Consider the following 24766-nt stretch of genomic DNA (forward strand, 5'->3'; position numbering starts at 1 on the left):
GAATCTCCGCGGCCCCAGCCTCTTTCGTACCCGACTCCAGCCTTCGTGTGTTTGATCAGAAGGGTTGGACGTTGTTCACGAGCCAACGCCCGTCCTGCTTCTCCAGACTCATCTTCACGCGACTGCCACTGGCAACGGCTTCGGGCGATTCCGAAGACGTCGTGATCTGATTGAGGAACAGCATCGTCGTCGCGCTGTCCGCCTCCGCGTCGAGAACCGCGGCGCCCTGGACGACTACCTGAACGGTCAGCGACTTTTCCTTGGCTCCCGGAATGATCACCGATTCGATCAGGTTGGTGAACGTGCCCTGGAAATCGCCCGTCAAACCGTCTGTGGCCGCGTGCAACTGCTGATCGACGTTGTTGTAGTCGTACTGGAACATCGCAACCGCCTGATCGGAAGAGGCCTGTGCCACTTCGTCTCTGGTCTGATCGATCGCTGCGGTGTCACGCGTTCCGTCCGGACCGAAGTAGAGATACGCCGACACTGCCGCCAACGCGATGGCCACTGCACTGATGACGCACAGGATGATGGCGAGCGGTGAGGCGCGCTTCGGCTTCGGCGAAACTTGCTTGGACGTCTCGGGGTTCACTTCTGGGGTCATGGCACAAACTCCACATTCGAGGCAAGCAACTGCCCGTCGACGTCGCACATGGTGATTCGGAGTCGGTAGTTGCGTTCGGCGGGCGCTTCGTCGCCGTTCTTCTGCATCGCGCGCACCGCGACCAATGAAGTCCCGCAATTGCCGTCGGATTTCTCGAACCCGGCCTCGAGCACCTCGCCGTCGGTTTGAACTCCGGCCTGCCCGAGGACGTTGACAAACGAATCCTTGCGTCCGTCGAACTGCGACTTGAACTCGTCGGTGGTGCCGGCGAGGAACTTGTCGAGGTCGGCAGCCGCTGTATCCGCGTGCAGTGTCGTCAGATTCAGTGCGGTGGTCCGGGCGCCGGCCACGTAGCGGGCTCGGTCCTCGTCGGCATTGGACGCCTTGTTCCGGTCGACGAGAAGAAACACCGTCAGGGCTGCGAGAGCGATGGCGATCACCGAAGCAATGGCGATCCCGACTACCAACCCGGCCTTGGGCTTCGAACGAACAGGGGTGTCCACAGCAGTTTCTGCGGGGGTTTCGGCGGTACCGGTCGGCTCAGCCTCGGTCGTGACCTGATCACCGCTGACGACCTTCTCAGGTGGAGTATCGGGCTTGCCCAAAGCAACTGGCGCCGCCGCCTTCTGCTCAGCTGGCTTCTGCTCGGCCGGCTTCTGCTCGGCCGCCTTCTGCTCGGCTGGCTTCTGTTCGGCCGACTTCTTTTCGGTGGGCACTACTACCGCGGCAGCGTCTGCATCCGCACCCGTGGGTCCGGCGCTGCGGGACGCGCGACGGCGCACCCGCTGCCCGGCCTGTGGATCTTCGTCTGTCATCAACCCTGCTGACCCTTCATGAACTGTTCGAGACTGACGTCGCCGCCACCGAGGTTCGGTTGCGAGTACGTCCTTCCGTCCGGCCCGATGTACGTGCCTGTAATCGGATCGTACCGACGAGCCGAGACCGAAGGCGTCGACGTGTACGAGCTCGGGGTCGCGGTAATCGGTTCCGGAGGCCCGGATTGCGGGTTCGTGCCCATCGGTACGTAGCCGGAACGGCACTGTTCGACCGTCGGCGCACGACGTCCCGGATACTCCTCGCAGGGAAGGTTTCTCGCGCCGCGCACGGCGATCGGCGAATCCTGGGCAACCTGACAGAAGAGATCCGACGGCGTCTCGATCGGTGATTCGTCCTTCGGACTGCGCCACTGCTCTGCGGGCAGGAATCCTGTAGTGCACGGCGGCGGGTCGTTGACCTCCATGTGGAAGTCCACCAGTGCACCATCCGCAGCCGGGCCGGATCCTGCCACCGTGACCAGCGCTGCGGCCAGCGGCGGGTAGATGACCAGAATCTGCTCGATCGCGTTGTTGTAGATCACGCCGACCTGTCCGACGGACACGAGGTTCGCCAGAAGAATCGGCAATGTCGGCTGCATGTCTTGCAGAAGAGCATTCGCCTCCGCCGCTGCCGCCGGCCCCTTCTGGATGACGGCACGCAGATCAGGGTCGCTGGCTCGGAGCTGATCGGTGAACGTCACCAGATTGCTTGTCCAGGAACGGATGGCATCGCTGCTGACCACCTGAGTGTCCAGGAGTGGACCGGCCTGCTCGATCAGGGTCTTGGTCGCGTCGGAGTTGTTGTTCGCCTCCTCGACGAACAGCCGAGCCGAGTCGATCAGCTTCTGCAGATCCGGGCCGGCACCGTTGAACGCCTTGAAGGATTCGTCGATGACGGTCTTGAGCTTGGTGTCGGAAATGCTCTGCAGCAACAGATCTGCCTGATCGAGCATCGCGCCGACATCCTGGGGAATGCTGGTTCGGTCTTCGGGAATCACCGATCCGTTCTCCAGATGCCCGTCGACCACGATCGCTCCGGAGCTGTCGGTGTGCGGAATCAGATCGACGAACTGCTCGCCGATCGCCGACACACTCTTGACCGCAGCGTCGACGTCCGAGGGCACCTTGACGCCGCTCTCGAGAGACAGACGCGCATTCACGCCCGTTTCCGACAACTCCACCGCGTTCACGACGCCGATGGTCTGACCGCGGTAGGTGACGTTCGAGTTCTTGTACAGCCCACCGGTGGCGGGCAATTCGACGGTGACGTCGTATCGGCCGATACCGACCATAGCGGGAACACGCACGTACTGAGTGGCCATCACGATCAAACCGACAACCGTCAAGACGGCGAAGATGGTGAGCTGGATACGGACGAACTTTGTGAGCATCATGGTGCCGGTGCCCCCTGAGGAAGTCCTGGAATGTTGATCGGCGGAAGTCCCGGAATCTGAATGGTATTCGGATCCGCTGCCGGGGCCTGCGCAGCGGGAGCCTGTCCGGCGGGAGCTTGTGCCGGCGGTGCGGCAGGCTTGAGCGGATCGCTCAACGGGTTGCCTGTCTGTCCGGCGAGCCCCGCCTGCTTACCCAACACGCCTTCTGGTCCGGAGAGTGTTCCGGCCAACGGAGTTCCGGTGAGGAAGTTCGCGTCGAGTCGGGGCAGCGAGATGTCGATGGTCATCGCCAGGTTGGCGTAGTCACCGCGGATGACGTTGTCGATTCCGTTCTGTGGGAACGGGAACGTCAAGAGGACTCCGAGAACCTGAGTGAGAGCGTTACCCGAATCCGCCAAGGCCTTCAGAGTCGGCGACAGCGCGCGAACGTTGGTCGCGAAATCGTCGCCGCTCTCCTGGATGACGCGACTGGCCACCTCGCTGAGACCACCGAGGGAGGTCAAGGCGTTGGTGATGTCCTGACGCTGAGCGACAAGAACCTCGAGTGCCGGCGGAATACCTTCGAGTGCTTTGTTCAGGGTGTCGTGCTGGGCCTGGACCGTCGAGGACAGTCGATCGAGTCCCTCCATCGCCGAAACGATGTCGCCCCGTTGCTTGTCCAGACTGCCGACCAGCTGATCGAGCTGAGGTAGGAGGTCTCGAACGGAATCTTCACGCCCACCGAGAGCGGCGTTGAGTTCCTTCGTGATGTCCTGAACCTGAGCGAGACCGCCGCCGTTGAGAACAACCGACAGCGACGACAGCGTCTGTTCCGTCGTCGGGTAAGCGCCCGCTCGCTCGATCGGAATCAGGTCACCGGCTTCGAGTCGGCCCTCGGGCTCTTCTCCAACCGGCGGCGCCAACTCGATGTGCTGAGAGCCGAGCAAGCTGGTCTGACCGATTTTTGCCGTCGCGTTGGCCGGCAACTGAACCTCGGGATTCAGCGACACCGTTACCAGAGCGTGCCAGCCTTGAACCTCGATGTTCGAAACGCTTCCCACTGCCACGTCATCCACCCGGACGGGCGAATTCTGCGACAGCGTAGTCACGTTCGGCATCTCGATCTGAACCTCGTATGCGCCTTCGCCCCGGCCTTGAGTGCCTGGCATCGGCACCGAGTTGAGACCGTTCCATTCACAACCGCTGGCGCCGAGAGCCACTGCCGTGGCCAACACCGCAACCGTGGTCTTGCGAGCTACCCGCATCAGTTCCCTCCGCCCATGTTGAAGAGTTCGGCGAGATCCTTGGGAACACTCGTCATGGGAGCACCCGACATCGGTCCTGCGACGGTTTCCGGCTGATTCTGACTTGCCGCTTCCAATCCCGGTTCGGTGTAGACGATCTGATCCGGGAAAGCCTGCACGCCCGCGACCGGGTTGAACAGGAATCCGGGGTAGTTGCCGATCATCGTGCTGAGCACCGGCCCGAGGTACTGCTTACACAGGTCGGCACTGTTCTGGGAGTTACCACTCTCGATACCTTCGATGGAACCACAGATCCACTGGATCGGATTCTTGAAGTTACTCAGTGCAATTGCGCCGGTCATACTGCCCTGAGCCGGCTTGTAGATCTGATAGAAGTTGGCAAGCGACGTCGGTCCGGAGTGCAGAACCTGCTCGATCTCCGGGCGCTTGTCAGTCAGTACCTGAGTGGCATCGGCGAGACGCGCAACCGATTCGCTCAGTCCCTCGCTGTTGTCCTTGACGAACCGCTGGACGTCGCCGACGGCCAGGTCGAGATCACTGAGGGCGGTACCCAACTCGTCGGAGCTGCTTGCGAGAACGCTTGTCACCGAAGCGAGGTGACCGCTGAACTGCACGATCTGCTCGTTACTCGAGGACAACGCAGTGACAAATGCCTGCAGGTTCCGAATGGTGGAGAACAAATCGGTCCGGCCTTCGGACAGCGTGTGCATCGTGGCCGAGAGTTCGCGCAGCGTCGACCGAATCGACTCACCGTTACCGTCGAGGTTCGTTCCCACGGTGTCGATGAATCGACCGAGGGAACCCTGATCGTCCAGACCCTCCGGTCCGAGGGCGTCCGACAGTTTGGTCAGTTCGGTCTTGATCTCGTCCCACTCCACCGGAACGGCGGTGCGCTCGATCGGGATCTCGCCGCCGTTGGGCATCTGTTCCCCGCCGGAGTACACGGGGGTCAATTGCACGAAGCGCGCGGACACGAGGCTTTGAGCAACGATGAGCGCCTTGGCATCTGCCGGAACGTCGACGCTCGAATCGATCTTCATCTCGACGTAGGTGTCCCGATCACGCGGTTCGATCTTGGTCACCTTGCCGACGTTGACACCGAGCACTCGCACGACATCGCCCTCGTAGAGACCGGTGGTCGAGACGAAGTGCGCGGAGATCTTGGTCTTGCCCAGGCCTGGGATGAATAGGTAGGCCGCACCGGCGACAAGCAGCGCGACCAGCACACCCGCTCCGATCAGCACCCACTTCTTGCGTGGGTTGGTGGAGCCCTGTGGATCCTGTGAAGTCATGGTCTCGGTCATTCTCCCGGCCCCCTGATCGTCGGTGGAATACCGGGGAAGAAGTCTTCCAGGTCGCCCGGAACCTGCTCGGGCGCGACGCTGGTGTCCACCAGGGTCTTCCACCAGTTGCTCGGCAGAATGTTGATGATGAAGGCGTCGAAGAACGGGCCGCTGGCCACGGTCTCACCGAGCGCGGTGATGTACGGTCCGAGTCCGTCGAGCGCTCCCGCGATGTTGTCCTTGTTCTGCTGGAGAACCTCGGCGACCGAATTCAGCTTCTCGAGGGTCGGCCCCATCTGAGCCTCGTTCTCCTGCACCAGCGCTGACAGTTGACGTGAGACTGCGCCGGTGTTGACGATCAGTTCGCTGATCGCGTCACGCCGCAAGCTCAGTTCGGCAAACAGCTTGTTGCCGTCGACCAGCAACGAATCGATCTGACCGCTTCTGTCGGAGAGGATCTTGGTGACATCTTCGGCCCGCGAGAGCAATTGGAGCAGGCTCTCGTCGCGTGAGTTGATGCTCTGCGAAAGCCGCGTCATTCCGTCCAACGCGGTGCGCAGTTCGGGCGGAGTATCGGCCAGCGTGTCCGAGATCGCGTTGAGCGAATCGTTGATCTGTTCCGTGTCGAGTTCGGACACCGTTGTCCCGAGGTCACCCAGAGCGTCGTTGAGCGAGTACGGGGAGTTGGTGCGTTCGACCGGAATCGGCGTGTCCGTCCGCAACAGTCCGGATCCTTCCGGCCGTACCGCCAACGACTTTCGCCCGAGAACCGTGTTGGTCTTGATATCAGCCGCTGTCTGCTCGCCCAGGGCGACACCGTCCTGAACGGTGAAGGTGACCAACACCTTCTGGTCGTAGAGTTCGACGTCGCTGACCTTGCCGACCTTCACGCCGGCCATGGTCACGTCGTCGCCGGTGACCAGGCCGCCGGCATCTTGGAAGTACGCCGAGTAGCGAATGCCACCGTTGATGAACTGGAGTTGATCGTATTGAAGCGCGGCACCGACGGTTGCCACCGCCAGGACGAGACCGATGACACCGATCTGTACCGGATTACGTTCACGGGTTGGGGTCATGAGACTTTTGCGCACCTTCCCGTGTCCTGAACTGCCGTGGGCAAGATGATCGTCGTCCCGTCGGGTCCGGAGAACTTGAAAGTGTTGGCGCACAGATAGAACTGGAAGAATGCTCCGTACGTGCCCACTCGGATCAGCTTCCGGTAGTCGGACGGCAGACGATCGAGAGCGGTGTTGATGTCGTCCTTGCCCAGGTCCAGCTGCGTCATCGTTCGGTTGGTCTCCCCGATCAGCGTCTGGATGTCCGGACGTGTCGCCTGCAGCAACGACGCGAGATCTCCCGTGGCACCGGCGATCTCGGTGATCGAATTACCGATCGGGCCACTGTCCTTCGCCAATCCACTGACCAACTGCTGGAGCTGATCGATCGTGGTGGAGAACTGATCGCCCTTGTCGTTGATGGTGCCGAGTACATCGTTGAGATTGGTGATGACGTCCCCGATCAGCTGGTCTCGGTCCGCCAACGTGCTGGTGAACGAACTGGTGTTTCCCAGCAACGAAACCAGCGTTCCGCCCTGGCCCTGGAGTACCTGCAGCAGGGCCCCGGAGAGGTCGTTGACCTGCTGCGGGTCGAGCGAACGAAGCAGCGGCTTGAATCCGCCGAGCAGCAGATCCAGATCGAGAGCGGGCGACGTCTGATCGACCGGAATGGATCCTCCCGACGGAAGCGTCTCGGTGGAACCGGCGCCCTCGAGCAGTTCCATGTAGCGATCGCCCACCAGGTTCTCGTAGCGCACAGTCGCTTTGGTGCTCTTCATCAGCGAGTACTTGGTGTCGACGTCGAACTCGACCTCGGCCTGGTTGGAGTCACCGATGGACACTCCGGTGACCGACCCGACCGGAACACCGGCGATGCGGACCTTGTCGCCGGACTTGAGTCCCGAGACGTCCGAGAAGGTGGCGTGAAATCCGTTGCTGCTGCTGAAGCGCACCTGACTGAAGACGATCGCCAGTCCGGCGAAGATGACCGCCATGACGACGGTGAAAATCAGCAGCTTGACCGTGGTCGGTCTCATCACTTCCCGTCTTCCTGCTCGTAGGAGTCACCGAAGAGATACTGGAAAATGGTCGGCACGGTAACGCGCAGTTCGGTGTTGGGAACGAAGGGCACGTTGCCGGTGTTGGTGACTGCGAACGGTGCATGCCCGTCGACCTTCGGATCGAATTCGGGCAGACCATAACAATTGGGTCCGCCGGAGGCCGCGACCTTGGGGAGAGATTGCGGATTCTGGTACGCCTCGGCGCCGTACATGAAGCTCGCACTCAGCATCAGCGCCGCTTTGTCCCCGGTGCCTGCCAGTGGCTCGAACTTGATCCGGCCGTCGTTCAACCCGACGATGAAGCACGTCAGACCCGACGAGTACTTGTCGAGCAGGGTCGTCGTCGCGGTCAGAGTGTCGAGGGCGGTGGTCAGGTTCTGCTCGTTGTCGGTCAACAACGCGTTGCCGGTGTCCGCGAGGCCGGTGACGTTGAGCAACAGCAAGTCGAGGTTTGCCTGCTCGGCCACGATCGATCCGCTTGTCGCGGTGGCATTGTCGAGAATGCGCATCAGATCCGGTGCCACGTCGGCGTACAGATTGGTGACATCGGCGGCGCCGACCAAGTCTTCCTGGAGCTGCGGCAGAACCGGATTCATCTTCTTCAGATAGGTGTCACCGAGCTCGAGAACCTCACCCAGCGACTCGCCGCGCCCGTTGAGTGCGGTGGAGATCGCGCCGAGTGTGGCGTTGAGCTTTTCCGGTTCGATCTTCGCAAGTACGTCCGAAAGATGTTCGAAGACACTGTTGAACTCGACGGTGACGCTGTCCGAAGCGATGACAGCACCCTCCTGGATCGGCTGGGTCGACGGATCGTCGGGGATCACGATGTTGACGTACTTCGCACCGAACACCGTGGTGGTCTTGATCTCCACCCGGGCATTCGACGGAATCTTCGACATCTGGCCCGGGTCCATCGCCAACTTCAGGTTTGCCTGGTCCCCGTCGAGGGAGATCGATTCGACGCGGCCGACCTGCACTCCACGCAACTTCACCTTGGCATTGGGTTCCATGACGAGGCCGGCACGCGTGGACGTCACGGTGATGGGCGTGCTCTTGGTGAACCCACCCGAGAACATGGTGAGAGCAACGGCGACGATCGCCACGAGTCCGAGGACCAGGCCGGCTGCGGCCAACTTCTTGTGCCATCTGGGTACGGTCATCGCTTGCCCGCCTATCCCGACAGGTTGAAGTTGCCGGACCCGCCGTAGATGGCGAGTGAGATGAGCAGGGTGACCGTGACGACCGCGATCAACGAGGCGCGCACTGCGTTACCCACCGCGACACCGACGCCGACCGGGCCACCGGTTGCGTTGAATCCGTAGTAGGTGTGGATGAGCATGACGGCCAGCGCCATGACTATCGCCTGGGCGAACGACCACAGTATGTCCGTGGGTATCAGGAAGGTCGTGAAGTAGTGGTCGTACACGCCGCCGGACTGGTTGTAGAGGAACACCGTCGCAAAGCGGCTGGCGACGAACGACGCGATCACCGCCAGTGAGTACAGCGGGATGATCGCGATCATGCCGGCCATGACGCGGGTGCTGACCAGATACGGAATCGACGGGATCGCCATCGTCTCCAGCGCGTCGATCTCTTCGGAGACGCGCATCGCACCGAGCTGCGCGGTGGAGCCGGCGCCGATGGTCGCGGCGAGGCCGATTCCGGCGATGACCGGCGCTGCGATGCGAACGTTGATGAAGGCGGCGAAGAAGCCCGTCAGTGCTTCGACGCCGATGTTGCCCAGCGAGCTGTAGCCCTGAACGGCGATGGTGCCACCGGTGAACAGTGTCAGGAATCCGACGATCACGACGGTGCCACCGATGACGGCGAGCGCACCGGTGCCCATGCTGATCTCGGCGATCAGTCGCAGAGTTTCACGTGGATAGCGCATCAGCGCCTTGGGAGCGTGACCGAGAGCCTTCGCGAAGAACAGCGCTTGATCACCGATGCTGTCGATACTGCGAGAGATCGAACCGATCTGTCGACGTGTGCGCGGGAAGCGTCCCGCTGCGGCCAACGCCATCAGATCTCCTCCCGTCTGTCGTTTGTCGTTCTGTCCACTTCGATCTCTCCGACTGCCGTGGGCCTCATCCGGCCGTCAACTTGATACCGATGGTCGTGATGAGCACGTTGACGACGAAGAGCGCCATGAACGCGAACACGACGGTCTGGTTGACCGCGTCACCGACGCTCTTGGCGCCGCCTTTGACGTTGAGTCCGAGGTAGGCCGCAACCAGGCCGGCGATCATGCCGAACAGCCCTGCTTTGACCATGGAGAGCATGAGCTCACCGAATCCGGTGAGCAGTGTGATGCCGTTGACGAACGCGCCGGGGTTCACGTCCTGGATGAACACGGAGAAGACGAAACCGCCGAGGATGCCGATGGTGCAGACCAGTCCGTTGAGGAGCAGCGCCACACCTGTCGACGCGAGCACTCGGGGAACGACCAACCGGTGGATGGGATTGATCCCGAGCACCTTCATGGCGTCGATCTCTTCGCGGATGGTTCGGGCCGAAAGATCCGCGCAGATGGCGGTTGCGCCGGCGCCGGCGACGATCAGCACGGTGACGATGGGGCCGACCTGCGTGACGGTGCCGAGGGCAGCTCCGGCACCACTGAGGTCGGCTGCACCGATCTCGCGCAAGAGAATGTTGATGGTGAAGCTGACCAGCACAGTGAACGGGATTGCGACCAGCACCGTCGGCACCATCGAGACTCGGGCCACGAACCAGGCCTGATCGATGAACTCTTGCCGCTGGAAAGGGCGGGAGAAGACTGCCCTCAAGGTTTGGGCGGACATCTGAAAGAAGCCACCGACCGCTCGTAATGGCACCTCGACGAGGTCTACCATTCGCCCTCCTCGTCCTTGGTTGCCGCAGTACTGTCTGTTCTCATAGTCCAGCCCCCGACAGCTTGTGACTCAGGTCATATTAACTAGAACGTGTTCACCTGTCAAAAACAAGTGTCCAACTCTAAGGAGTAGCCTCACGGCGCCGATCCGAAACCGGAAGATCGGAGACATGGGAAGCATCCCTTTTCGATGCGATTTTCGCCGAAATATCCTGGAAATTAATACTTTTGAATGATCGGCGCCTTTCGGCGCCAGGTTCGAAATTCAGCCATGCGAGAGCCTTGACTGGGCACGCCGATCGAATATCGCATCGTTCGCAGGAATGCAAAATTGGAACACAGTCCAGTTTTTTCGAGACCGTTGGTCTCGTTACAGAACGCAGGCAAACTGCCGCGCCCACCGACTCGTGAACACGCTATTTCTACCAGGAAGTGGACACGTAGACCGTCTGAGTGTGAACAACGGTTCTACGTGTCGCGCACCCGAGAATCAGCGCCGTCGATCAGCCCAACGCGCGCAGGGCCGCCGATGCCGAGAACATCTTTGCCGGGTCACGGCCTGCGAAGTAGTCACCCATCACCGCGGACAGCGTTTCCGGCGACCAAGAATCTCCCTCGGCGTCGAACCGCTGCTCGACGACGGGCGCCGCCATCAGCGCAACCATCGGTCCGTACACCACGAATACCTGACCGTTGACGGCGTCGGCCGCTGGTGATGCCAGGTACGAGACGAGCGATGCCACATGCTCGGGCGAGAGCGGATCGATGCCGTCGGCCGGCGCGTCACCGAACACACCTTCGGTCATCGACGTCCGTGCCCGCGGGCAGATCGCGTTGGCCCGAACGCCGTAGCGCGAGAGCCCACGTGCGGCCGACAACGTCAGCGCCGTGATTCCGGCTTTTGCAGCGCCGTAGTTGGGCTGCCCTTCCGGTCCGAGAAGGCCCGCCTCCGAAGAAGTGTTGACGATGCGCCCGTACACCGGCGCCCCGGCTTCCTTGGATTTCGCCCGCCAGTAGGCAGCGGCGTTGCGGCACAGGAGGAAATGGCCGCGAAGATGAACTTCGAGTACCAGATCCCAGTCTTCGTCGGACATGTTGAACAGCATCCGGTCGCGTACGACGCCGGCATTGTTGACGACAATATCGACACTGCCGAACTGCCCCTGCGCTGCTTCCATCAGTGCGTCGGCGGTAGAACGCTCACCGACGTTGCCTGCCACGAATTCGACTTTGGCGCCGAGCCCGCGGATCTCCTCGAGCGTTGCTTCGACGGCCTCGTTCGGGGCCAGATCGTTGACGACCAACGACGCACCGGCCTTCGCCAGACCGATGGCCTCGAACTTTCCGAGCCCCGATCCGGCACCGGTCACGATGGCGACCTTGCCTTCGAGACTGGTTTCTGGGCTGTTCACAGCATTCATCGAAGCGCTCTCCCGGTTCTCTGCGGTCGTGTGTCGAGTTACCCGGCTCGATTGCCGTGACCCACGAGTTCGCAACTTTAGAACGTGTTCTTGTTTTGGGCAACCATCGTCACGGATGTTCGGTCAGCGCCGCACGCGGGCACTGAGCGATCGCGGAACGGACATCTTCCCAGCGATCCTCCGGCGGACGCACGGAACTGATCACGAGCTCCTCGTTGTCGTCGAGGTCGAAAATATCGGGTGCGATCCCTACGCACACTCCGTTTGCCTCGCAACGGTCCAGATCAACCCTGACCTCCATGGCGATTCCTCTTCTCTACTCACTACTACTGGCGCGAACACGGATACGAAACGAGTGCCGCAGGGCTGTGCCGCACACCGTTCCTGGCGATAACACTAGAACCTGTTTCAGTCGTGTGCAATGATTCGAAAAAGTACCGAGAACGGACGTCGAACGATCCGCCGGAGACGGCGAGAGCGTCCCTTGTCGCCGATGTACGCATCGATAGAACCTGTGTCAATCGAATGGTTGACGCTTTGATTCGTATCTCTATGGAGAGGTAACCATGCACATCACCTACACCCCTGAGCAGCAACAGCTCCAGGAGGAGTTGCGTGCCTACTTCGCACAACTGATGACTCCCGAGCGGCGTGAAGCGCTCGCCGCCACGACGGGTGAGTACGGCGAAGGCAATGTGTACCGCGAAGTCGTCGCGCAGATGGGCCAGGACGGCTGGCTCACCCTGGGTTGGCCGAAAGAGTACGGCGGACAGGAACGCTCCGCGATGGACCAGCTGATCTTCACCGACGAAGCCGCCATCGCCGGTGCGCCGGTGCCGTTCCTGACGATCAATTCGGTAGCGCCGACAATCATGCATTTCGGTACGGACGAGCAGAAGGCCTTCTTCCTGCCCAAGATCTCTCGCGGTGAGCTCCACTTCGCGATCGGCTACTCCGAGCCCGAGGCCGGCACCGACCTGGCCTCTCTGCGCACGTCGGCGGTCCGTGACGGTGACGATTACGTCATCAACGGGCAGAAGATGTGGACCAGCCTGATCCAGTACGCCGACTACGTGTGGTTGGCGTGCCGCACCGATCCGGAAGCCAAGAAGCACAAGGGAATCAGCATGCTGATCGTCCCCACCACGGCAGAAGGCTTCTCCTACACACCGGTTCACACCATGGCCGGCCCCGACACCAGCGCCACCTACTACCAGGACGTGCGGGTCCCGGCGTCGTCGATCGTGGGTCAGGAACACGGCGGCTGGGCACTGATCACCAATCAGCTCAACCACGAGCGCGTTGCCCTCACCTCGGCCGGACCGATTCTGACCGCGCAGCGTGAGGTCCGCGAGTGGGCACAGAACACCAAGCTGCCCGACGGCCGACGCATGATCGACCAGGAATGGGTGCAGATCAATCTGGCTCGCGTGCATGCCAAAGCCGAGTACCTGAAGTTGATGAACTGGGAAATCGCCTCCGCAACCGATCACGCTCCCGGCCCCGAAGCTGCGTCCGCCAACAAGGTGTTCGGTACCGAATTCGCCACCGAGGCTTACCGCTTGCTGATGGAAATCCTCGGATCCTCCGCCACGATCAGGCAGAACTCCCCCGGCGCTCTTCTGCGCGGCCGCATCGAACGCATGCATCGTTCTTCGCTGATCCTGACGTTCGGCGGCGGTACCAACGAAGTGCAACGCGACATCATCGGAATGACAGCTCTGCGGCTTCCCGCATCGAAGCGATAAGGACCCACGATCATGGAATTCACCCTTACCGAGGCCCAGCAGGACCTGTCCGGCCTGACACGATCCGTAGTCACCGAACTGGTCACCAACGATCGCCTTCGTGAACTCGACGCCGCGGAAGACCGCTTCGACGCCATCTTGTGGAACGCTCTGGCCTCGGCCGGCGTCCTCGGTGCGGCCCTTCCGGAGTCGGTCGGCGGAGACGGATTCGGGGTCCTCGAGCAGTGCAGCATCCTGGCCGAACTCGGACGCGGTGTTGCAGCCGTTCCGTTCTTGACGTCCATCGTCGGGTCCGCCGCAGCGATAGCGGAATTCGGCTCGGACAAGCAGCGAGACGAATGGGCGAGCGCTGCCGCCGCCGGCGAGAAGGTACTCACCGCGGCCCTCGCCGAGGAATACAACGACGACCCGGCCCACCCCGTCACGCGTGCCGAGAAGACCGCCGAAGGTTGGCGCATCGACGGAGCCAAGATCACCGTCGACAGTGCACCGCTCGCAGATCTGTTCCTCGTCCCCGCCATCACCGAGGACGGCGTCGCGGTCTTCCTCGTCGAACCGTCGGACGCGGGCGTGAGCATTACCAGGCAATCGACCACAGATTTCTCGAGCGCGGGTCTCGTCGAATTCGATTCGGTGCAGATTCCGGCCGACCGTGTTCTCGGCTCGGTTGCCCAGGGATCGGACATCGCGGCGTGGATCGTCGAGCGAATTCAGCTCGGTTCGACCGCCTACCAGTACGGAGTGCTCGATCAAGCGTTGAAGCTGACCGCCGAATATGCCACCGAGCGTGTGCAGTTCGGTCGACCGATCGGTAGTTTCCAGGCCGTGGCCCAGCGCCTCGCAGACGGATACATCGACGTCAAGGGTGTTCGTCTGACTCTGTGGGCTGCCGCGTGGCGTCTGAGCGAAGGACTTCCTTCCGACGGCGCTGTACAGACGGCCAAGTTCTGGGCTGCAGATGCGGGACACCGTGTCGGGCACACTGCGGTTCACGTTCACGGCGGTGTCGGTCTGGACGAGGACCATCCGGTTCACCGCTACTTCCTCGCGGCCAAGCATCACGAGTTCCTGCTCGGCAACGCAACGGATCAGCTTCGCGCGCTCGGCAAGGTACTTGCCGCAGTCCCTGCCTGAGTGCGTCCCACCGAGTGGAAATCCATGACCTGGTCCGAGACGAATCGATGATGATGCAGCTATGAGTCAGAGCCCCACTGTTTCCGATCTACTCCTCGGAGTCAGCGAGATCGACGACCGCGGTATCCGTTTCGAGGACCAGGTCATCACCTGGCGCGAGCACGTTCAAGGCTCGTTCGATCGAGCAGCGCTGCTGGACACGCTGCTCGATCGAACGCGCCCCGTCCATTTCGGACTTCTGATGGAGAACGTCCCCGAGTTCTCGTTGCTGCTCGGAGCGGCATCGTTCTCGGGTTCGGTCGCCGCCGGGCTGAACACGACCAGGCGCGGCCCGGCATTGGCGCGAGACATTGCGCTCTCCGACTGCCAGGTCATCTTCACCGAGAACAACCAGGCACATCTACTCGACGACGTCGATCTCGGCGACGTCCGGGTGATCAACGTGGATTCTCCGGCCTGGGCGGAATTGTTGGCGCCCTTCGCCGATACGCCGGCCTACGCGTCGACGGCGCAGCCCGACGATCTGTTGATGCTCATCTTCACTTCCGGAACCAGCGGTGATCCCAAAGCGGTTCGGTGCACGCACCACAAGTTGGCCTCTCCCGGGGTCATGCTTGCCGATCGTTTCGGGCTCGGCGCCGACGACGTCGTCTACATGGCGATGCCCATGTTCCATTCCAACGCGATGATGGCGGCGTGGACGGTCGCGCTGCACGCTCGTGCGGGAATTGCCATGCGACGCAAGTTCTCCGCTTCGGGTTTTCTACCCGACGTTCACAAGTACGGAATCACGTACTCCAACTACGTCGGAAAGCCGTTGTCCTTCATCGCTTCCACCCCCGAGGTGCCGAACGAGCGGGACAACACCTTGAAGATCATGTACGGCAACGAGGGTTCGGCGCCCGCCGTCGCCACCTTCGTCCGGCGCTTCGACGCTCGCGTCATCGACGGGTTCGGTTCCACCGAGGGCGGCATTTCGATCTCCGCGGCACCGGTTCCCCGGCCAGGCGCCCTCGGACTGCTCCCGGACGGCGTCAAGATCCTCGATCCCGAGACCGGAGCGCCATGCCCGCCTGCAGTCTTCGATGCCGACGGCCGGATCACCAACGCCGACGAGGCAACTGGTGAACTGGTCAATGTCACCGGCCCAGGCACGTTCGCCGGGTACTACAAGAACCCGGAAGCCGACGCCGAGCGAATGCGCAACGGCCAGTACTGGAGTGGCGATCTGGCGTACACCGACGTCGACGGTTACGTCTATTTCGCGGGACGCAGTTCCGGTTGGCTGCGAGTGGACGGCGAGAACATCGGTGCCGCACCCATCGAACGCTCCCTGGTCGGTTACCCGGGCTTCGCGCAGGTGTCCGTGTACGCAGTCCCCGACAGCGACGTCGGCGACCGCGTCATGGCGTCGGTGATTCCGGTCGGCGATGTCGACAACTTCGACCCGGCAGCCGTAGCCGAATACATCGATTCCCGGCCGGAACTCGGGCCGAAGCAGAAGCCGACCTTGATCCGAGTGTGCAGTGAGTTCCCGAGAACGGCGACGTTCAAGGTGGTCGCTCGAACGCAGAGCGCCGAACGCTGGAACACCTCCGATCCGGTGTGGATCCGACGGCGTGGAGAATCCGACTTCCAATTACTCACTCCCGAAATGGCACTCAGCCTCGAGAAGACGCGAGAGCCCGTCTAGCCCGATATCTCAGTAGTGCTGAGCAAGCGGTTTGTGCGCCGACACCGTTTTGTAGAACTCGGTGAGCCGAAGCTGTGATGCCGCTGCCTCGTCGATCACCACTGTCGCGTGTGGATGCAGTTGGAGGACCGATGCCGGGCACACCGCGGCCAGCGGCCCCTCGACGGCAGCGGCAATCGCAGCGGCCTTGTGTTCGCCGGTCGCGATCATCACCAGATGCTTTGCTTCGCAGATAGTTCCGAGTCCCTGGGTGATCACGTGCCGTGGTACGTCGCCCGGACTCTCGAAGAATCGGGCGTTGTCGGTTCGAGTCTGTTCCGTCAGCGTCTTGACCCTGGTCCTCGAATTCAGTGAGGACGTCGGTTCGTTGAAACCGATGTGACCGTTGCCGCCGATGCCCAGAAGTTGAACGTCCACCGGACCATTCGACGCAATCGCCCGGTCGTAGGCTGCCGCGGCGGCAAATGGATCCGGCGCGGTTCCGTCGGGGCTGAATACCCTTGCCGCGTCCAGGTCCAGGTGATTCACCAGCTCCGTTCGGATAACCTGGGCATACGACTCAGGGTGGCCTTCCGGCAGGCCGACGTATTCGTCCAACAGGAACGCCTGCACGCCGGCAAAACTCAACCCTTCCTCGCGGTGACGGCGCGCGAGTTCGCGGTACACCGAGAGCGGTGAAGATCCTGTCGCCAGGCCCAAAGTCCGTGCACCTGAATGCACCGCGTGTTCGAAGATGTCGGCAACAACGGTGCCGGCCGCCTCCGCACTGTCGACAATGACAATTTCCATCGGTTGATTCCTCAGCTTTCGGTGTAGTTCATGAGCCAGTTCCCAGCGGCCATGACGGCGCGGGTTTCGAGTTCTGGACCGGTGACGATCAGATCGGCGCGGCAACCCGGCACGAGATCGCCGACCATTCCGGCCAGCCCCATCAGCGAAGCAGGCGTTGCCGTCGCTGCGATGACAGCCGAAAGCAGATCGACGCCGGCGTGATTGACAGCCCGGCGGACTATGTCCATCAACCGACTCGTCCCGCCGGCAATGGCCGTGTCCCCCTGGCCGGCCAGCCGCGCCACGCCACCGACCACGTCGACGTCGAGAGGTCCGAGTGGGTAGCGCCCGTCGGGCATTCCCGCCGCAGCCATCGCGTCGGAGACCAACGCGATCTGATGCGGACCGACCAGATCGAACACCGTCGCCACCGTCTCGTCGGCGAGATGTACTCCGTCCCCGATCAACTCGACCACCATCTGTCCTTTCGCGGCCGCGGCAAGACACGCCGCCACTGCGCCGGGAGCGCGATGATGCATCGGAGCCATACCGTTGAACAGGTGAGTGGCACTGAGCGGTGCATGCGCCGAGTGTGCGATCGAACGTGTCGCAATCGGGTTGGACGCATCGGTGTGTCCGATACTCACGACGGCCCGGTGACGCTCCAGCAATGAGGCAAGTTCGCCGAAGTGTGCTGTCTCCGGAGCGATCGTCATCGAGCGGATGTGCCCGCGGCCGGCTTCGAGCAGCGACTCGAGCAGAGCCGGGTCGCCGTCGAGAATGCTGTCGGGATCCTGGGCGCCACAACGGAGTACCGACAGGAATGGACCTTCCAGGTGAATTCCGGCCAGCGTGCCCTCGTCCACCAGTCCAGCCAGGAGCTCGATGCGACTGCGCAGGATCTGCGGCGGCGCAGAGACGAGCGAGCCGATCACCGAGGTCGTGCCGTTCGTCCGGTGGTGATCGGCAGCCACGGTGGATCCGAACTCGTCTGCCTCGGGGAAACCGAATCCGCCGGCGCCGTGGCAGTGAACGTCCACCAACCCCGGGATGATCGTTGTCCCCGCAGCTGCCCGTTCGGGTAACGGGTCGGTTCGCTGCGACGCGGGCCCGGCCCACACCACACGATCACCGGAGATCTCGACGACCCCGTCCGGAAGCAGTTGCCCACCGGTCACCAGTTGTCCACGAAGAATTTGTCCACGATGTATCACGACATCACCTGCGGTACAACGGGAACTTCGGTATCCGCGATCGACAACTCACGGAGCACGGCGTCCGCGAGCACGTAGTGCCCTTGTTCGTTCGGATGGAATGCGTCAGCCAGGAGAGCCGGCGGTGGGCCCTCGGGAGAATGGGCCGTCCACTGCGCGTAGTGGTCGACGAACACCACGCGCGTCGAGGCGGCAACCTGCCGCACGACCTCGACGTACTGAACCAATCCCGCTCTGGTGGGCGCATTCTCGACGTCGATCGGTGGCGGCGTCTGCAGGATCGGCACCGCACCGATCGCTCGTGTCCGGAAGATCTTGTCCAAGAGGTCGTCTCGAAACCGCTCCAGTCCTTCTTCGCCATCCAATGCGTCATTCGTACCGAGCATGATCAACACCACCGAGGGTTCGAACACCTCGATGCGGTGTGCGAAACCCGCACGCACATCGGAGGATCGATTGCCGCTCACCCCGGTGTTGACAAGGACGTGGTTGAACAAGGAAAGCTCACCACGGATGCGCTCGGCGCAGTGTTCGACGTAACTTCGATGACCGTCGGTGTGCGTCAATCCCTGAGTGATGCTGTCGCCGGTGAAGACCCACCGTATCGGCGTCGAGGAGTCTACGAGCAAAGTCTCCAGTCGAATCCGTTCAGCAGTCCTGGACTTCAAAGCCTTCGACGTCGGGGTCACACCCTCTGCCTTCCGGCGCCCGATACTGCGGCTGCAAATTTCGACGTGATGAACGCCGGATCCGTGATTGCGGTTCCGACAACCACCGAGTCTGCACCCAGGGCGATGGCGCGTGCCGCATCCTCCGGGCTGTGGTACCGCCCCTCGGCGATGAGGACTGCATCTGGAAGTGCCTGCCGCAGTTCCGAGATCAGCTCCAGGTCCGGGCCGGCCAGCCGTCGGCTGTTCTCGGTATATCCCGCCAGTGTGCTGGAGATGACGTCGGCGCCCGCCGCGGCGGCAGCGATGCCGTCCTCGAGTGTTCCACAGTCGGCCATGACGAGGCCGCCGCGATCATGGACCGCGTCGACGGTGTCGGCAAAGGTCAGCCCGTCCGGACGAGGCCGCAGCGTGGCGTCGGCAGCCACGATCTGCGCACCCGAATCCACGACTTCGAGGGCTGATTCCCTTGTCGGCGTGATGAACACGCCCTCCGAGCCGATCTTCGTCAAACCGATCACCGGTACCTTCACTGCCGACACGACTGCGGCGACATCCGGAGTTCCGCCCACACCGCCGCAGCGGATCGCCACTGCTCCGCCGTCGACCGCGGCGCGGGCCATCCTCTCGATGGTCCCGGTGTCGCGCAGGGCATGGCCGTGTCCGGCCTGACAGGACACGATCAGCTTCCCGCTGATGATCGTGAGCAATTCTTCGACAGTCACGGTGTTACCTCGATTCGTGTTGCGGCGGCCAGTAGCGCAGCGCCGACGAGCGGCGCATCGGTGCCCAAACGGGCAGGAAGAATGGCAGTTTCGGCAATGGGGCCCATCGCTTCCACCCGGAAAGCGGAGGTCAGCGGAGACAGGAGGTCGGCTCCGATCTGGGCTGCACCGCCGCCGATGACGATCACCTCGGGATCGAATGCGGTGGCGACGCCGGCCAGGACGCGGCCCAGCAGAGTACCGGCGTCGGAGACCACGGCACGGGCGATCGGATCGCCCGAGTGCATGAGCGCCACCACTGCCTGTAACGGTTGAGTGGGCACACCCGCCCGCGCTGCGTACTCGGCTGCCATCGCCGGGCCAGACGCGACTGCCTCGAGGTGATCGGTTCTGCCGCAACCGCAACCTATCGCCCCGGAAACCGGAACCAACAGATGCGCGAGTTCGCCGGCTGTTCCGTGGGCACCGTGGTACAGCTGACCGCCCACGGTCAACGCGCCACCGATTCCGGTACCGATCGAGACGAACAGTGCAGAGGTTCGACCGCGTCCGGCGCCGATCATGTTCTCGCCGTGGGCCATCGCGCGCACGTCGTTGTCCACCGTCACCGGTAGGCCTGAGTGTGCCTCGAGTTCTCCGCGAACCTCGGCGCCACTCCATCCGGACAGAATGTCGGAGGCGAACACGACGCGGCCACGCACCCGATCGATGATTCCCGGTGCACCGACTCCGATTCCGGCTACCGTGTGATTCGCCCTCAGACGGTCGATCAACGCGGTAGCGGTCCCGAGAACGGCTTCCCTACCCGCCGTCGGTGTTGCCGCACGAACGGTGTCGATCACGTCTCCGTCGGACGTCACCACCGCGGCAGCCACTTTGGTGCCGCCGATGTCGATACCGATCCATCGCTTCTGCCCAGATGTCATGTCAGAGGAGCCCGGCCTGTTCCAGAACGACCTTGATCGTTGCGGTCTCGGACTCGTCGAGCGAGAGCATCGGCGCGCACATCGTGTTGCCGGTGATGACGCCGCGCAGGGCCAGAGCCGTCTTGAACGCGCCCAGACCCGCGGCACCGGCACTGACGCGACCCGGTGTCGGCGCCTCGACGATGGAGAACAGATCGGTGAGTCGATCCTGCTCGGCCTTCGCTGCGGCCCAGTCTCCTGCCTGCGCAGCGCGCCACAGTCGTACGTAGCCGTGCGGGTCCACGTTGGCCAGGCCGGGCACTGCGCCCGAAGCACCCATCAGCAGGCATCCGTCGACGACTACCTCGTGCCCGGTGAAGACGGCGAAGTTTTCGAGCCCGGCCGACTGACGGAGCAACATACGGAAACTGACGTCGTCGCCGCTCGAATCCTTCACGCCGGCGATGACTCCCTCGCGACCGAGCTCGACCAGCATTGCCGGGCTGAGCTTGCTGTGGACACGAACCGGGACGTCGTAGGCGAACAACGGAAGATCCACTGCGGCGTGGATGGAGCGGAAATGCGTTGCCGTCTCGGCTGCATCGGTGATCGCGTAGAACGGCGCCGTCGCGACGATGGCATCCGCACCAGCCTCGCGCGCCTGCTCGGCGACGGCGATGACCCGGTTGGTGGTCATGTCGTTCACTCCGACGAGGACCGGTACCTGGCCGCCGACGTGACCGATGGCCGTCTGCACCACCTGGGCGCGCTGAGCGTCGGTGAGGTAACCGACCTCACCCGAGGAACCGAGGACGAACAAGCCGTCGACTCCGGCTTCGATCTGCAGTGAGAGCAGGCGTTCGAGCGACGTGGTGTCGACCTCGCCCTCGAGCGTCAGTGGTGTGACGATCGGCGGGACGATTCCGCTGAAGGTGGTGGTTTCCGTGCTCATGGGGTCTCCATATGTTGGTTGTCGGATTGAGTTGTGGGTGCGGCTGTCAGGGAGAAACGGAGACCGGCTGACCGCTCGAGGCGGACAGATAGGCAGCATCGATCACGCGCATCGACGCGCGGGCGTCTGCCACGGTGTAGTCGGGTTCGGTCCGTGTGGGAAGTCGATCGAGCACGTGAGAGAGAAAGCTCGACACCGCGTTGTCCGAACCGAAGCCGCCGATGGGTAGTGCAGTCACGTCTCCCGAGGCCGCGAAGTGGGTCACCGCGGGTTTGTCGTCGTCGGAACTCGCGTATCCGTGGGATCCGAGGACGCGAACCGTCGCGGTATTCGCGCCGAAACCCGGTGCTGCGGGGATTCTTCCGACGGTCACCGTCGCGGTGACGCCGTTTTCCAGGGCGAGCGAGATCAACGCCGTGTCTTCGACTCCGAACTGCTGGTGGGCCCCGCCGTAGAGTGTGCTCGTCTCGGCGTACACCTCGGTGACGTCCAGGCCGGTGAGGTATCGGAGGTAGTCGGCGGCGTAACCGGCGAAGTTCACTACTTCTCCCCCGCCGGAAAGCGCGGGATCCACCACCAGTTCGGGACGCTCGACAGACGTCGCGAAATGTGTTCCGCTTGCGAGGAACTCGATGTCGACGTGGCGCGGCAGTCCGAGATTTCCGGCGTCGATCCATCGGCGCAGTCGCCGGAGCGCAGGTGAATGAGTGCGGTTCACCACCGTGCAGATTCGCCCGTTCGACCGTGCGGCTTGCTGAACCGCCGCGGCCTCCGCCTCGTCGACGCCCACCGGCTTGTCCACCAGGACGTCGAGTCCGGCGTTCAATGCGGCAATCGCAAGCCGCGCATGCCTGGTCGGCTCACTGCAGATGATCGCCAGGTCAATCCGTTCGGGGTCGAGCAACTCGCCGAGTTCGTCGATCCACTCGATGTCTGCGGCCTTTGCCATCGCGATCCCGTCCTCACGAATCCAATCGGGGACCGAGGATTCGTCGGAGGCCCCGACCAGGCTCACTCGAGGATCGGATCGCAACAGGTCCGCATAGGAGCCGGCATGCCTGACGCCGCTGACAAATCCGACGCGGATCGAACCGGTGCCGGTCATTGGTTTTCTCCGATCGAGACAGCGCGGCCGGTGTCGAGCGATTGCTGGGCAGCGATGGCAGTCGCGAGAGCTGCACGCACCTGCCAGTTCTCGACTATCGGGCTCGCGGAACCGTCGAGAGTGGCGATCCAGTGACGCATCTGATGCGACATCGCGTCCTCGATCGACGACGGCGGCGCGTTGGTCGTGTCCGTCATCAGTCCCGGGTCGTCGCCGGTGTCGTGCGCGAGCGTGCCGGAAGTCCCCGACACCACGATCCGACGCACCATCTTTCCCGATTGTGGTAGCGCGTAGGCCAATTCGATCAGAGCCAGCGATCCGTCCTCGAAGCGAACGGTCAGATGGAAGCTGTCGTGCACGGGCATCCCCGCCGCGAAGGTGGGGAAACTACGAGCGAACACACGGGTCGGACGACGACCGATCAGCCACGTCACCAGATCGAGTGCGTGGGTTCCGTTGTGAACGGGGTGACCACCCGAACGTTCCTTGTCGTGTTGCCAGCCTCGCCAGCCCCCTGGCCAGACATGGCCGGTGTACCAACTGAGATGGATCAACCGGGGGTCGCCGATGGCACCTTGTGCAACCGAGTTTCCGATCGAGGTGATCGACGGCTGGAATCGTACGGTCTGTCCGACCATCAGTGAGGTGCCGCCACCTTCGGTGGCCTCGACCATGGCGTCGAAGTCCGCGACTGTCAGCGCGGCCGGCTTCTCCACGTGCACATGCTTTCCCGCGCGGCCCGCGGCTATCGTCACGGGTGCGTGGTCGGGAGTGGCCCCGACGACGTTGACCGCCTGCACGCTCGGGTCGGCGAGAATCTTCGCCAGATCGGTACTGGCCTTCGCGCCCGGCGCCAACGCCGCAACCGATGCGGCCCGGTCCAAGTCACTGCCGAATACGTAGGCGACTTCGACCGACGGGATGCGCGCCAAGGCGCTGACGTGGTCCCGCGCGATTCCGCCGCTACCGATGACGGCTACACGCACCGTCACTTGGCACTTCCCGAGAGCACTGCCGGTTCGCCGCCACCGAGTCGCACCTGTTCGGCGACGACGAGTGCGCGTTCACGTGCGTACGTCAACGGCGAGTCGGGATCAGCCTTGCCGTCGAGAACTGCTGCCATCTCGTCGATTTCGTGACGAATCGCAGCCTGCATCCACAGCGAGGATCCTCCGTTGCCCGAGTTGTACTTCTGCGTCCTGCTCGCAGCGTCGATCAACGATTGGTTCTCGGCGTCGACGTCGAAGATCGGCCACGACTCTACGACCTGTCCCCCGCGCACTCGGCTGACCCGGCCGGTGTGGAAGTCCGCGTGGACCGAACCTTCGGTGGCATCGACGGTCAGCTGCCACGACGAAGTGTGTGAACGCGTCGAGATGGTGTGTCTGCCGATCGCGCCGCCGGCGAACGACACCACTGTGTTGCGGAAGCCGTCGTCCGCGGTGGCGATGCTCGACACGGCAGTCACCTCGCCGCCGAGCCAGCACATCAGGTCCAGTTCGTGAATCTCGTGAGTCAGTTCTCCACCCGTTCGGCTCTTGTCGAGCTTCCACCACTGTGGATCTGCGCCGTCGGTGTCGATCCAGCGTGAGCGAGACGTTTCGATCGCAGCGACCTCGCCGAGCTCCCCCGACGCCAGCAGGTCCGCCAGACGTCGTACACCCGGCATCATCCGCATGATGTGCCCGACCATCAACGGCGAACCGCTCGCGTCAGCGCTCGCGATCATGTTCTGCGCATCGACCAGTTCGACGGCGAGTGGCTTCTCGACAAAAACTGCCTTGCCGTGTTCGAGCGCCGCGATGGCAGGTTCGGCGTGCGCGTGATTGGGCGTCGCGACGACAACGAGGGCCAACTCCGGGTGAGCGGCCACCGCGTCGTGATCGTCTGTCGGGGTTGCCGAGAACTCTGCGGCGACGTCCTTGGCCCGCTCGAAGTCACGGTCGCACAGCATCGTCAGTTCGAAACGTGGATGGGCAGCCAGCTCGCGAGCGAGGGAACTACCGAAGAATCCGCAACCGACCACACCGACTTTGTATCGGGTCATGAAGTCTCCAAAGATTGGATGAGGGATGTCCTATGTTATACGGCCAGCGTCATCGCTCGTCAATTCGACGCCGGTA

At 62.8% G+C, this 24766-nt stretch carries 24 protein-coding genes; 3 read left to right on the top strand and 21 right to left on the bottom strand.

Annotated features, from left to right (window positions below):
- Positions 1 to 55 precede the first annotated feature (55 nt).
- From ABH939_RS11320 to ABH939_RS11375, 12 genes are all read right to left on the bottom strand, one after another.
- Positions 56 to 604: a hypothetical protein gene (locus ABH939_RS11320; protein WP_007734345.1), complete on the bottom strand. Its 549-nt coding sequence runs from the start codon at positions 602 to 604 to the stop codon at positions 56 to 58.
- Positions 601 to 1419 (bottom strand): hypothetical protein, encoded by an 819-nt coding sequence (locus tag ABH939_RS11325; protein ID WP_404649631.1) that lies wholly within the window; start codon positions 1417 to 1419, stop codon positions 601 to 603. Before ABH939_RS11325 ends, ABH939_RS11320 begins: the two co-directional genes overlap by 4 nt.
- Entirely contained in the window at positions 1419 to 2813 is a 1395-nt protein-coding gene (locus tag ABH939_RS11330) for an MCE family protein (protein ID WP_019747002.1), read from the bottom strand. The genes ABH939_RS11325 and ABH939_RS11330 overlap by 1 nt, the downstream gene beginning before the upstream one ends.
- Positions 2810 to 4057 (bottom strand): MCE family protein, encoded by a 1248-nt coding sequence (locus tag ABH939_RS11335; protein WP_020968506.1) that lies wholly within the window; start codon positions 4055 to 4057, stop codon positions 2810 to 2812. Before ABH939_RS11335 ends, ABH939_RS11330 begins: the two co-directional genes overlap by 4 nt.
- On the bottom strand, positions 4057 to 5361 hold the full coding sequence (locus ABH939_RS11340; RefSeq protein ID WP_007734341.1) for an MCE family protein: 1305 nt from the start codon (positions 5359 to 5361) through the stop codon (positions 4057 to 4059). The genes ABH939_RS11335 and ABH939_RS11340 overlap by 1 nt, the downstream gene beginning before the upstream one ends.
- A complete protein-coding gene (locus ABH939_RS11345; protein ID WP_404649632.1) occupies positions 5358 to 6416 on the bottom strand; it encodes an MCE family protein in 1059 nt (352 codons plus the stop codon). Before ABH939_RS11345 ends, ABH939_RS11340 begins: the two co-directional genes overlap by 4 nt.
- The gene (locus ABH939_RS11350) at positions 6413 to 7432 is read right to left on the bottom strand and encodes an MCE family protein (protein WP_007734337.1); all 1020 of its coding nucleotides are present in this window, start codon (positions 7430 to 7432) and stop codon (positions 6413 to 6415) included. The genes ABH939_RS11345 and ABH939_RS11350 overlap by 4 nt, the downstream gene beginning before the upstream one ends.
- On the bottom strand, positions 7432 to 8616 hold the full coding sequence (locus ABH939_RS11355; RefSeq protein ID WP_042449518.1) for an MCE family protein: 1185 nt from the start codon (positions 8614 to 8616) through the stop codon (positions 7432 to 7434). The genes ABH939_RS11350 and ABH939_RS11355 overlap by 1 nt, the downstream gene beginning before the upstream one ends.
- 11 nt (positions 8617 to 8627) lie before the next feature.
- The gene (locus ABH939_RS11360) at positions 8628 to 9479 is read right to left on the bottom strand and encodes an ABC transporter permease (RefSeq protein ID WP_003945759.1); all 852 of its coding nucleotides are present in this window, start codon (positions 9477 to 9479) and stop codon (positions 8628 to 8630) included.
- Positions 9480 to 9543: 64 nt separating this feature from the next.
- On the bottom strand, positions 9544 to 10308 hold the full coding sequence (locus ABH939_RS11365) for an ABC transporter permease (RefSeq protein WP_003945687.1): 765 nt from the start codon (positions 10306 to 10308) through the stop codon (positions 9544 to 9546).
- A 502-nt stretch (positions 10309 to 10810) separates the two neighbouring features.
- The gene (locus ABH939_RS11370; RefSeq protein WP_042449517.1) at positions 10811 to 11728 is read right to left on the bottom strand and encodes a 3-oxoacyl-ACP reductase; all 918 of its coding nucleotides are present in this window, start codon (positions 11726 to 11728) and stop codon (positions 10811 to 10813) included.
- Between the two features lie 109 nt (positions 11729 to 11837).
- Positions 11838 to 12029, bottom strand: a complete 192-nt coding sequence (locus tag ABH939_RS11375; protein WP_007734330.1) for a ferredoxin — start codon at positions 12027 to 12029, stop codon at positions 11838 to 11840.
- Between the two features lie 265 nt (positions 12030 to 12294).
- Between ABH939_RS11375 and ABH939_RS11380 the strand changes: the two genes are divergently transcribed.
- The 3 genes from ABH939_RS11380 (at position 12295) to ABH939_RS11390 (ending at position 16303) form a co-directional block, all read left to right on the top strand.
- Complete coding sequence (locus ABH939_RS11380; RefSeq protein ID WP_003945878.1) at positions 12295 to 13476, top strand: acyl-CoA dehydrogenase family protein; 1182 nt, start codon at positions 12295 to 12297, stop codon at positions 13474 to 13476.
- A 12-nt stretch (positions 13477 to 13488) separates the two neighbouring features.
- The gene (locus ABH939_RS11385) at positions 13489 to 14610 is read left to right on the top strand and encodes an acyl-CoA dehydrogenase family protein (protein ID WP_047269586.1); all 1122 of its coding nucleotides are present in this window, start codon (positions 13489 to 13491) and stop codon (positions 14608 to 14610) included.
- Between the two features lie 61 nt (positions 14611 to 14671).
- Entirely contained in the window at positions 14672 to 16303 is a 1632-nt protein-coding gene (locus ABH939_RS11390) for a long-chain-fatty-acid--CoA ligase (RefSeq protein ID WP_404649633.1), read from the top strand.
- A 9-nt stretch (positions 16304 to 16312) separates the two neighbouring features.
- On the opposite strand, the gene nagB is transcribed toward ABH939_RS11390, so the two are convergent.
- From nagB to ABH939_RS11435, 9 genes are read right to left on the bottom strand one after another with little or no spacing between them, the layout of a single operon-like run.
- Complete coding sequence (gene nagB / locus ABH939_RS11395) at positions 16313 to 17092, bottom strand: glucosamine-6-phosphate deaminase (RefSeq protein WP_081557385.1); 780 nt, start codon at positions 17090 to 17092, stop codon at positions 16313 to 16315.
- 11 nt (positions 17093 to 17103) lie between these two features.
- On the bottom strand, positions 17104 to 18288 hold the full coding sequence (locus tag ABH939_RS11400) for an N-acetylglucosamine-6-phosphate deacetylase (protein ID WP_404649634.1): 1185 nt from the start codon (positions 18286 to 18288) through the stop codon (positions 17104 to 17106).
- Positions 18285 to 18977: an SGNH/GDSL hydrolase family protein gene (locus ABH939_RS11405; RefSeq protein WP_404649635.1), complete on the bottom strand. Its 693-nt coding sequence runs from the start codon at positions 18975 to 18977 to the stop codon at positions 18285 to 18287. Before ABH939_RS11405 ends, ABH939_RS11400 begins: the two co-directional genes overlap by 4 nt.
- Positions 18974 to 19681, bottom strand: coding sequence for an N-acetylmannosamine-6-phosphate 2-epimerase (locus tag ABH939_RS11410; protein WP_047269588.1), 708 nt, complete (start codon positions 19679 to 19681; stop codon positions 18974 to 18976). Before ABH939_RS11410 ends, ABH939_RS11405 begins: the two co-directional genes overlap by 4 nt.
- On the bottom strand, positions 19678 to 20607 hold the full coding sequence (locus ABH939_RS11415) for an ROK family protein (protein WP_058039191.1): 930 nt from the start codon (positions 20605 to 20607) through the stop codon (positions 19678 to 19680). Before ABH939_RS11415 ends, ABH939_RS11410 begins: the two co-directional genes overlap by 4 nt.
- A gap of 1 nt (position 20608) precedes the next feature.
- Entirely contained in the window at positions 20609 to 21538 is a 930-nt protein-coding gene (locus ABH939_RS11420) for a dihydrodipicolinate synthase family protein (protein WP_007734313.1), read from the bottom strand.
- Between the two features lie 46 nt (positions 21539 to 21584).
- Entirely contained in the window at positions 21585 to 22643 is a 1059-nt protein-coding gene (locus tag ABH939_RS11425) for a Gfo/Idh/MocA family protein (RefSeq protein WP_007734307.1), read from the bottom strand.
- Entirely contained in the window at positions 22640 to 23635 is a 996-nt protein-coding gene (locus tag ABH939_RS11430) for a Gfo/Idh/MocA family protein (RefSeq protein WP_065351957.1), read from the bottom strand. The genes ABH939_RS11425 and ABH939_RS11430 overlap by 4 nt, the downstream gene beginning before the upstream one ends.
- A complete protein-coding gene (locus ABH939_RS11435; RefSeq protein ID WP_217018384.1) occupies positions 23632 to 24690 on the bottom strand; it encodes a Gfo/Idh/MocA family protein in 1059 nt (352 codons plus the stop codon). The genes ABH939_RS11430 and ABH939_RS11435 overlap by 4 nt, the downstream gene beginning before the upstream one ends.
- Positions 24691 to 24766 lie beyond the last annotated feature (76 nt).

This window comes from Rhodococcus sp. 27YEA6 (assembly GCF_044908235.1).
In the GTDB taxonomy this organism is placed as follows: domain Bacteria; phylum Actinomycetota; class Actinomycetes; order Mycobacteriales; family Mycobacteriaceae; genus Rhodococcus_F; species Rhodococcus_F qingshengii.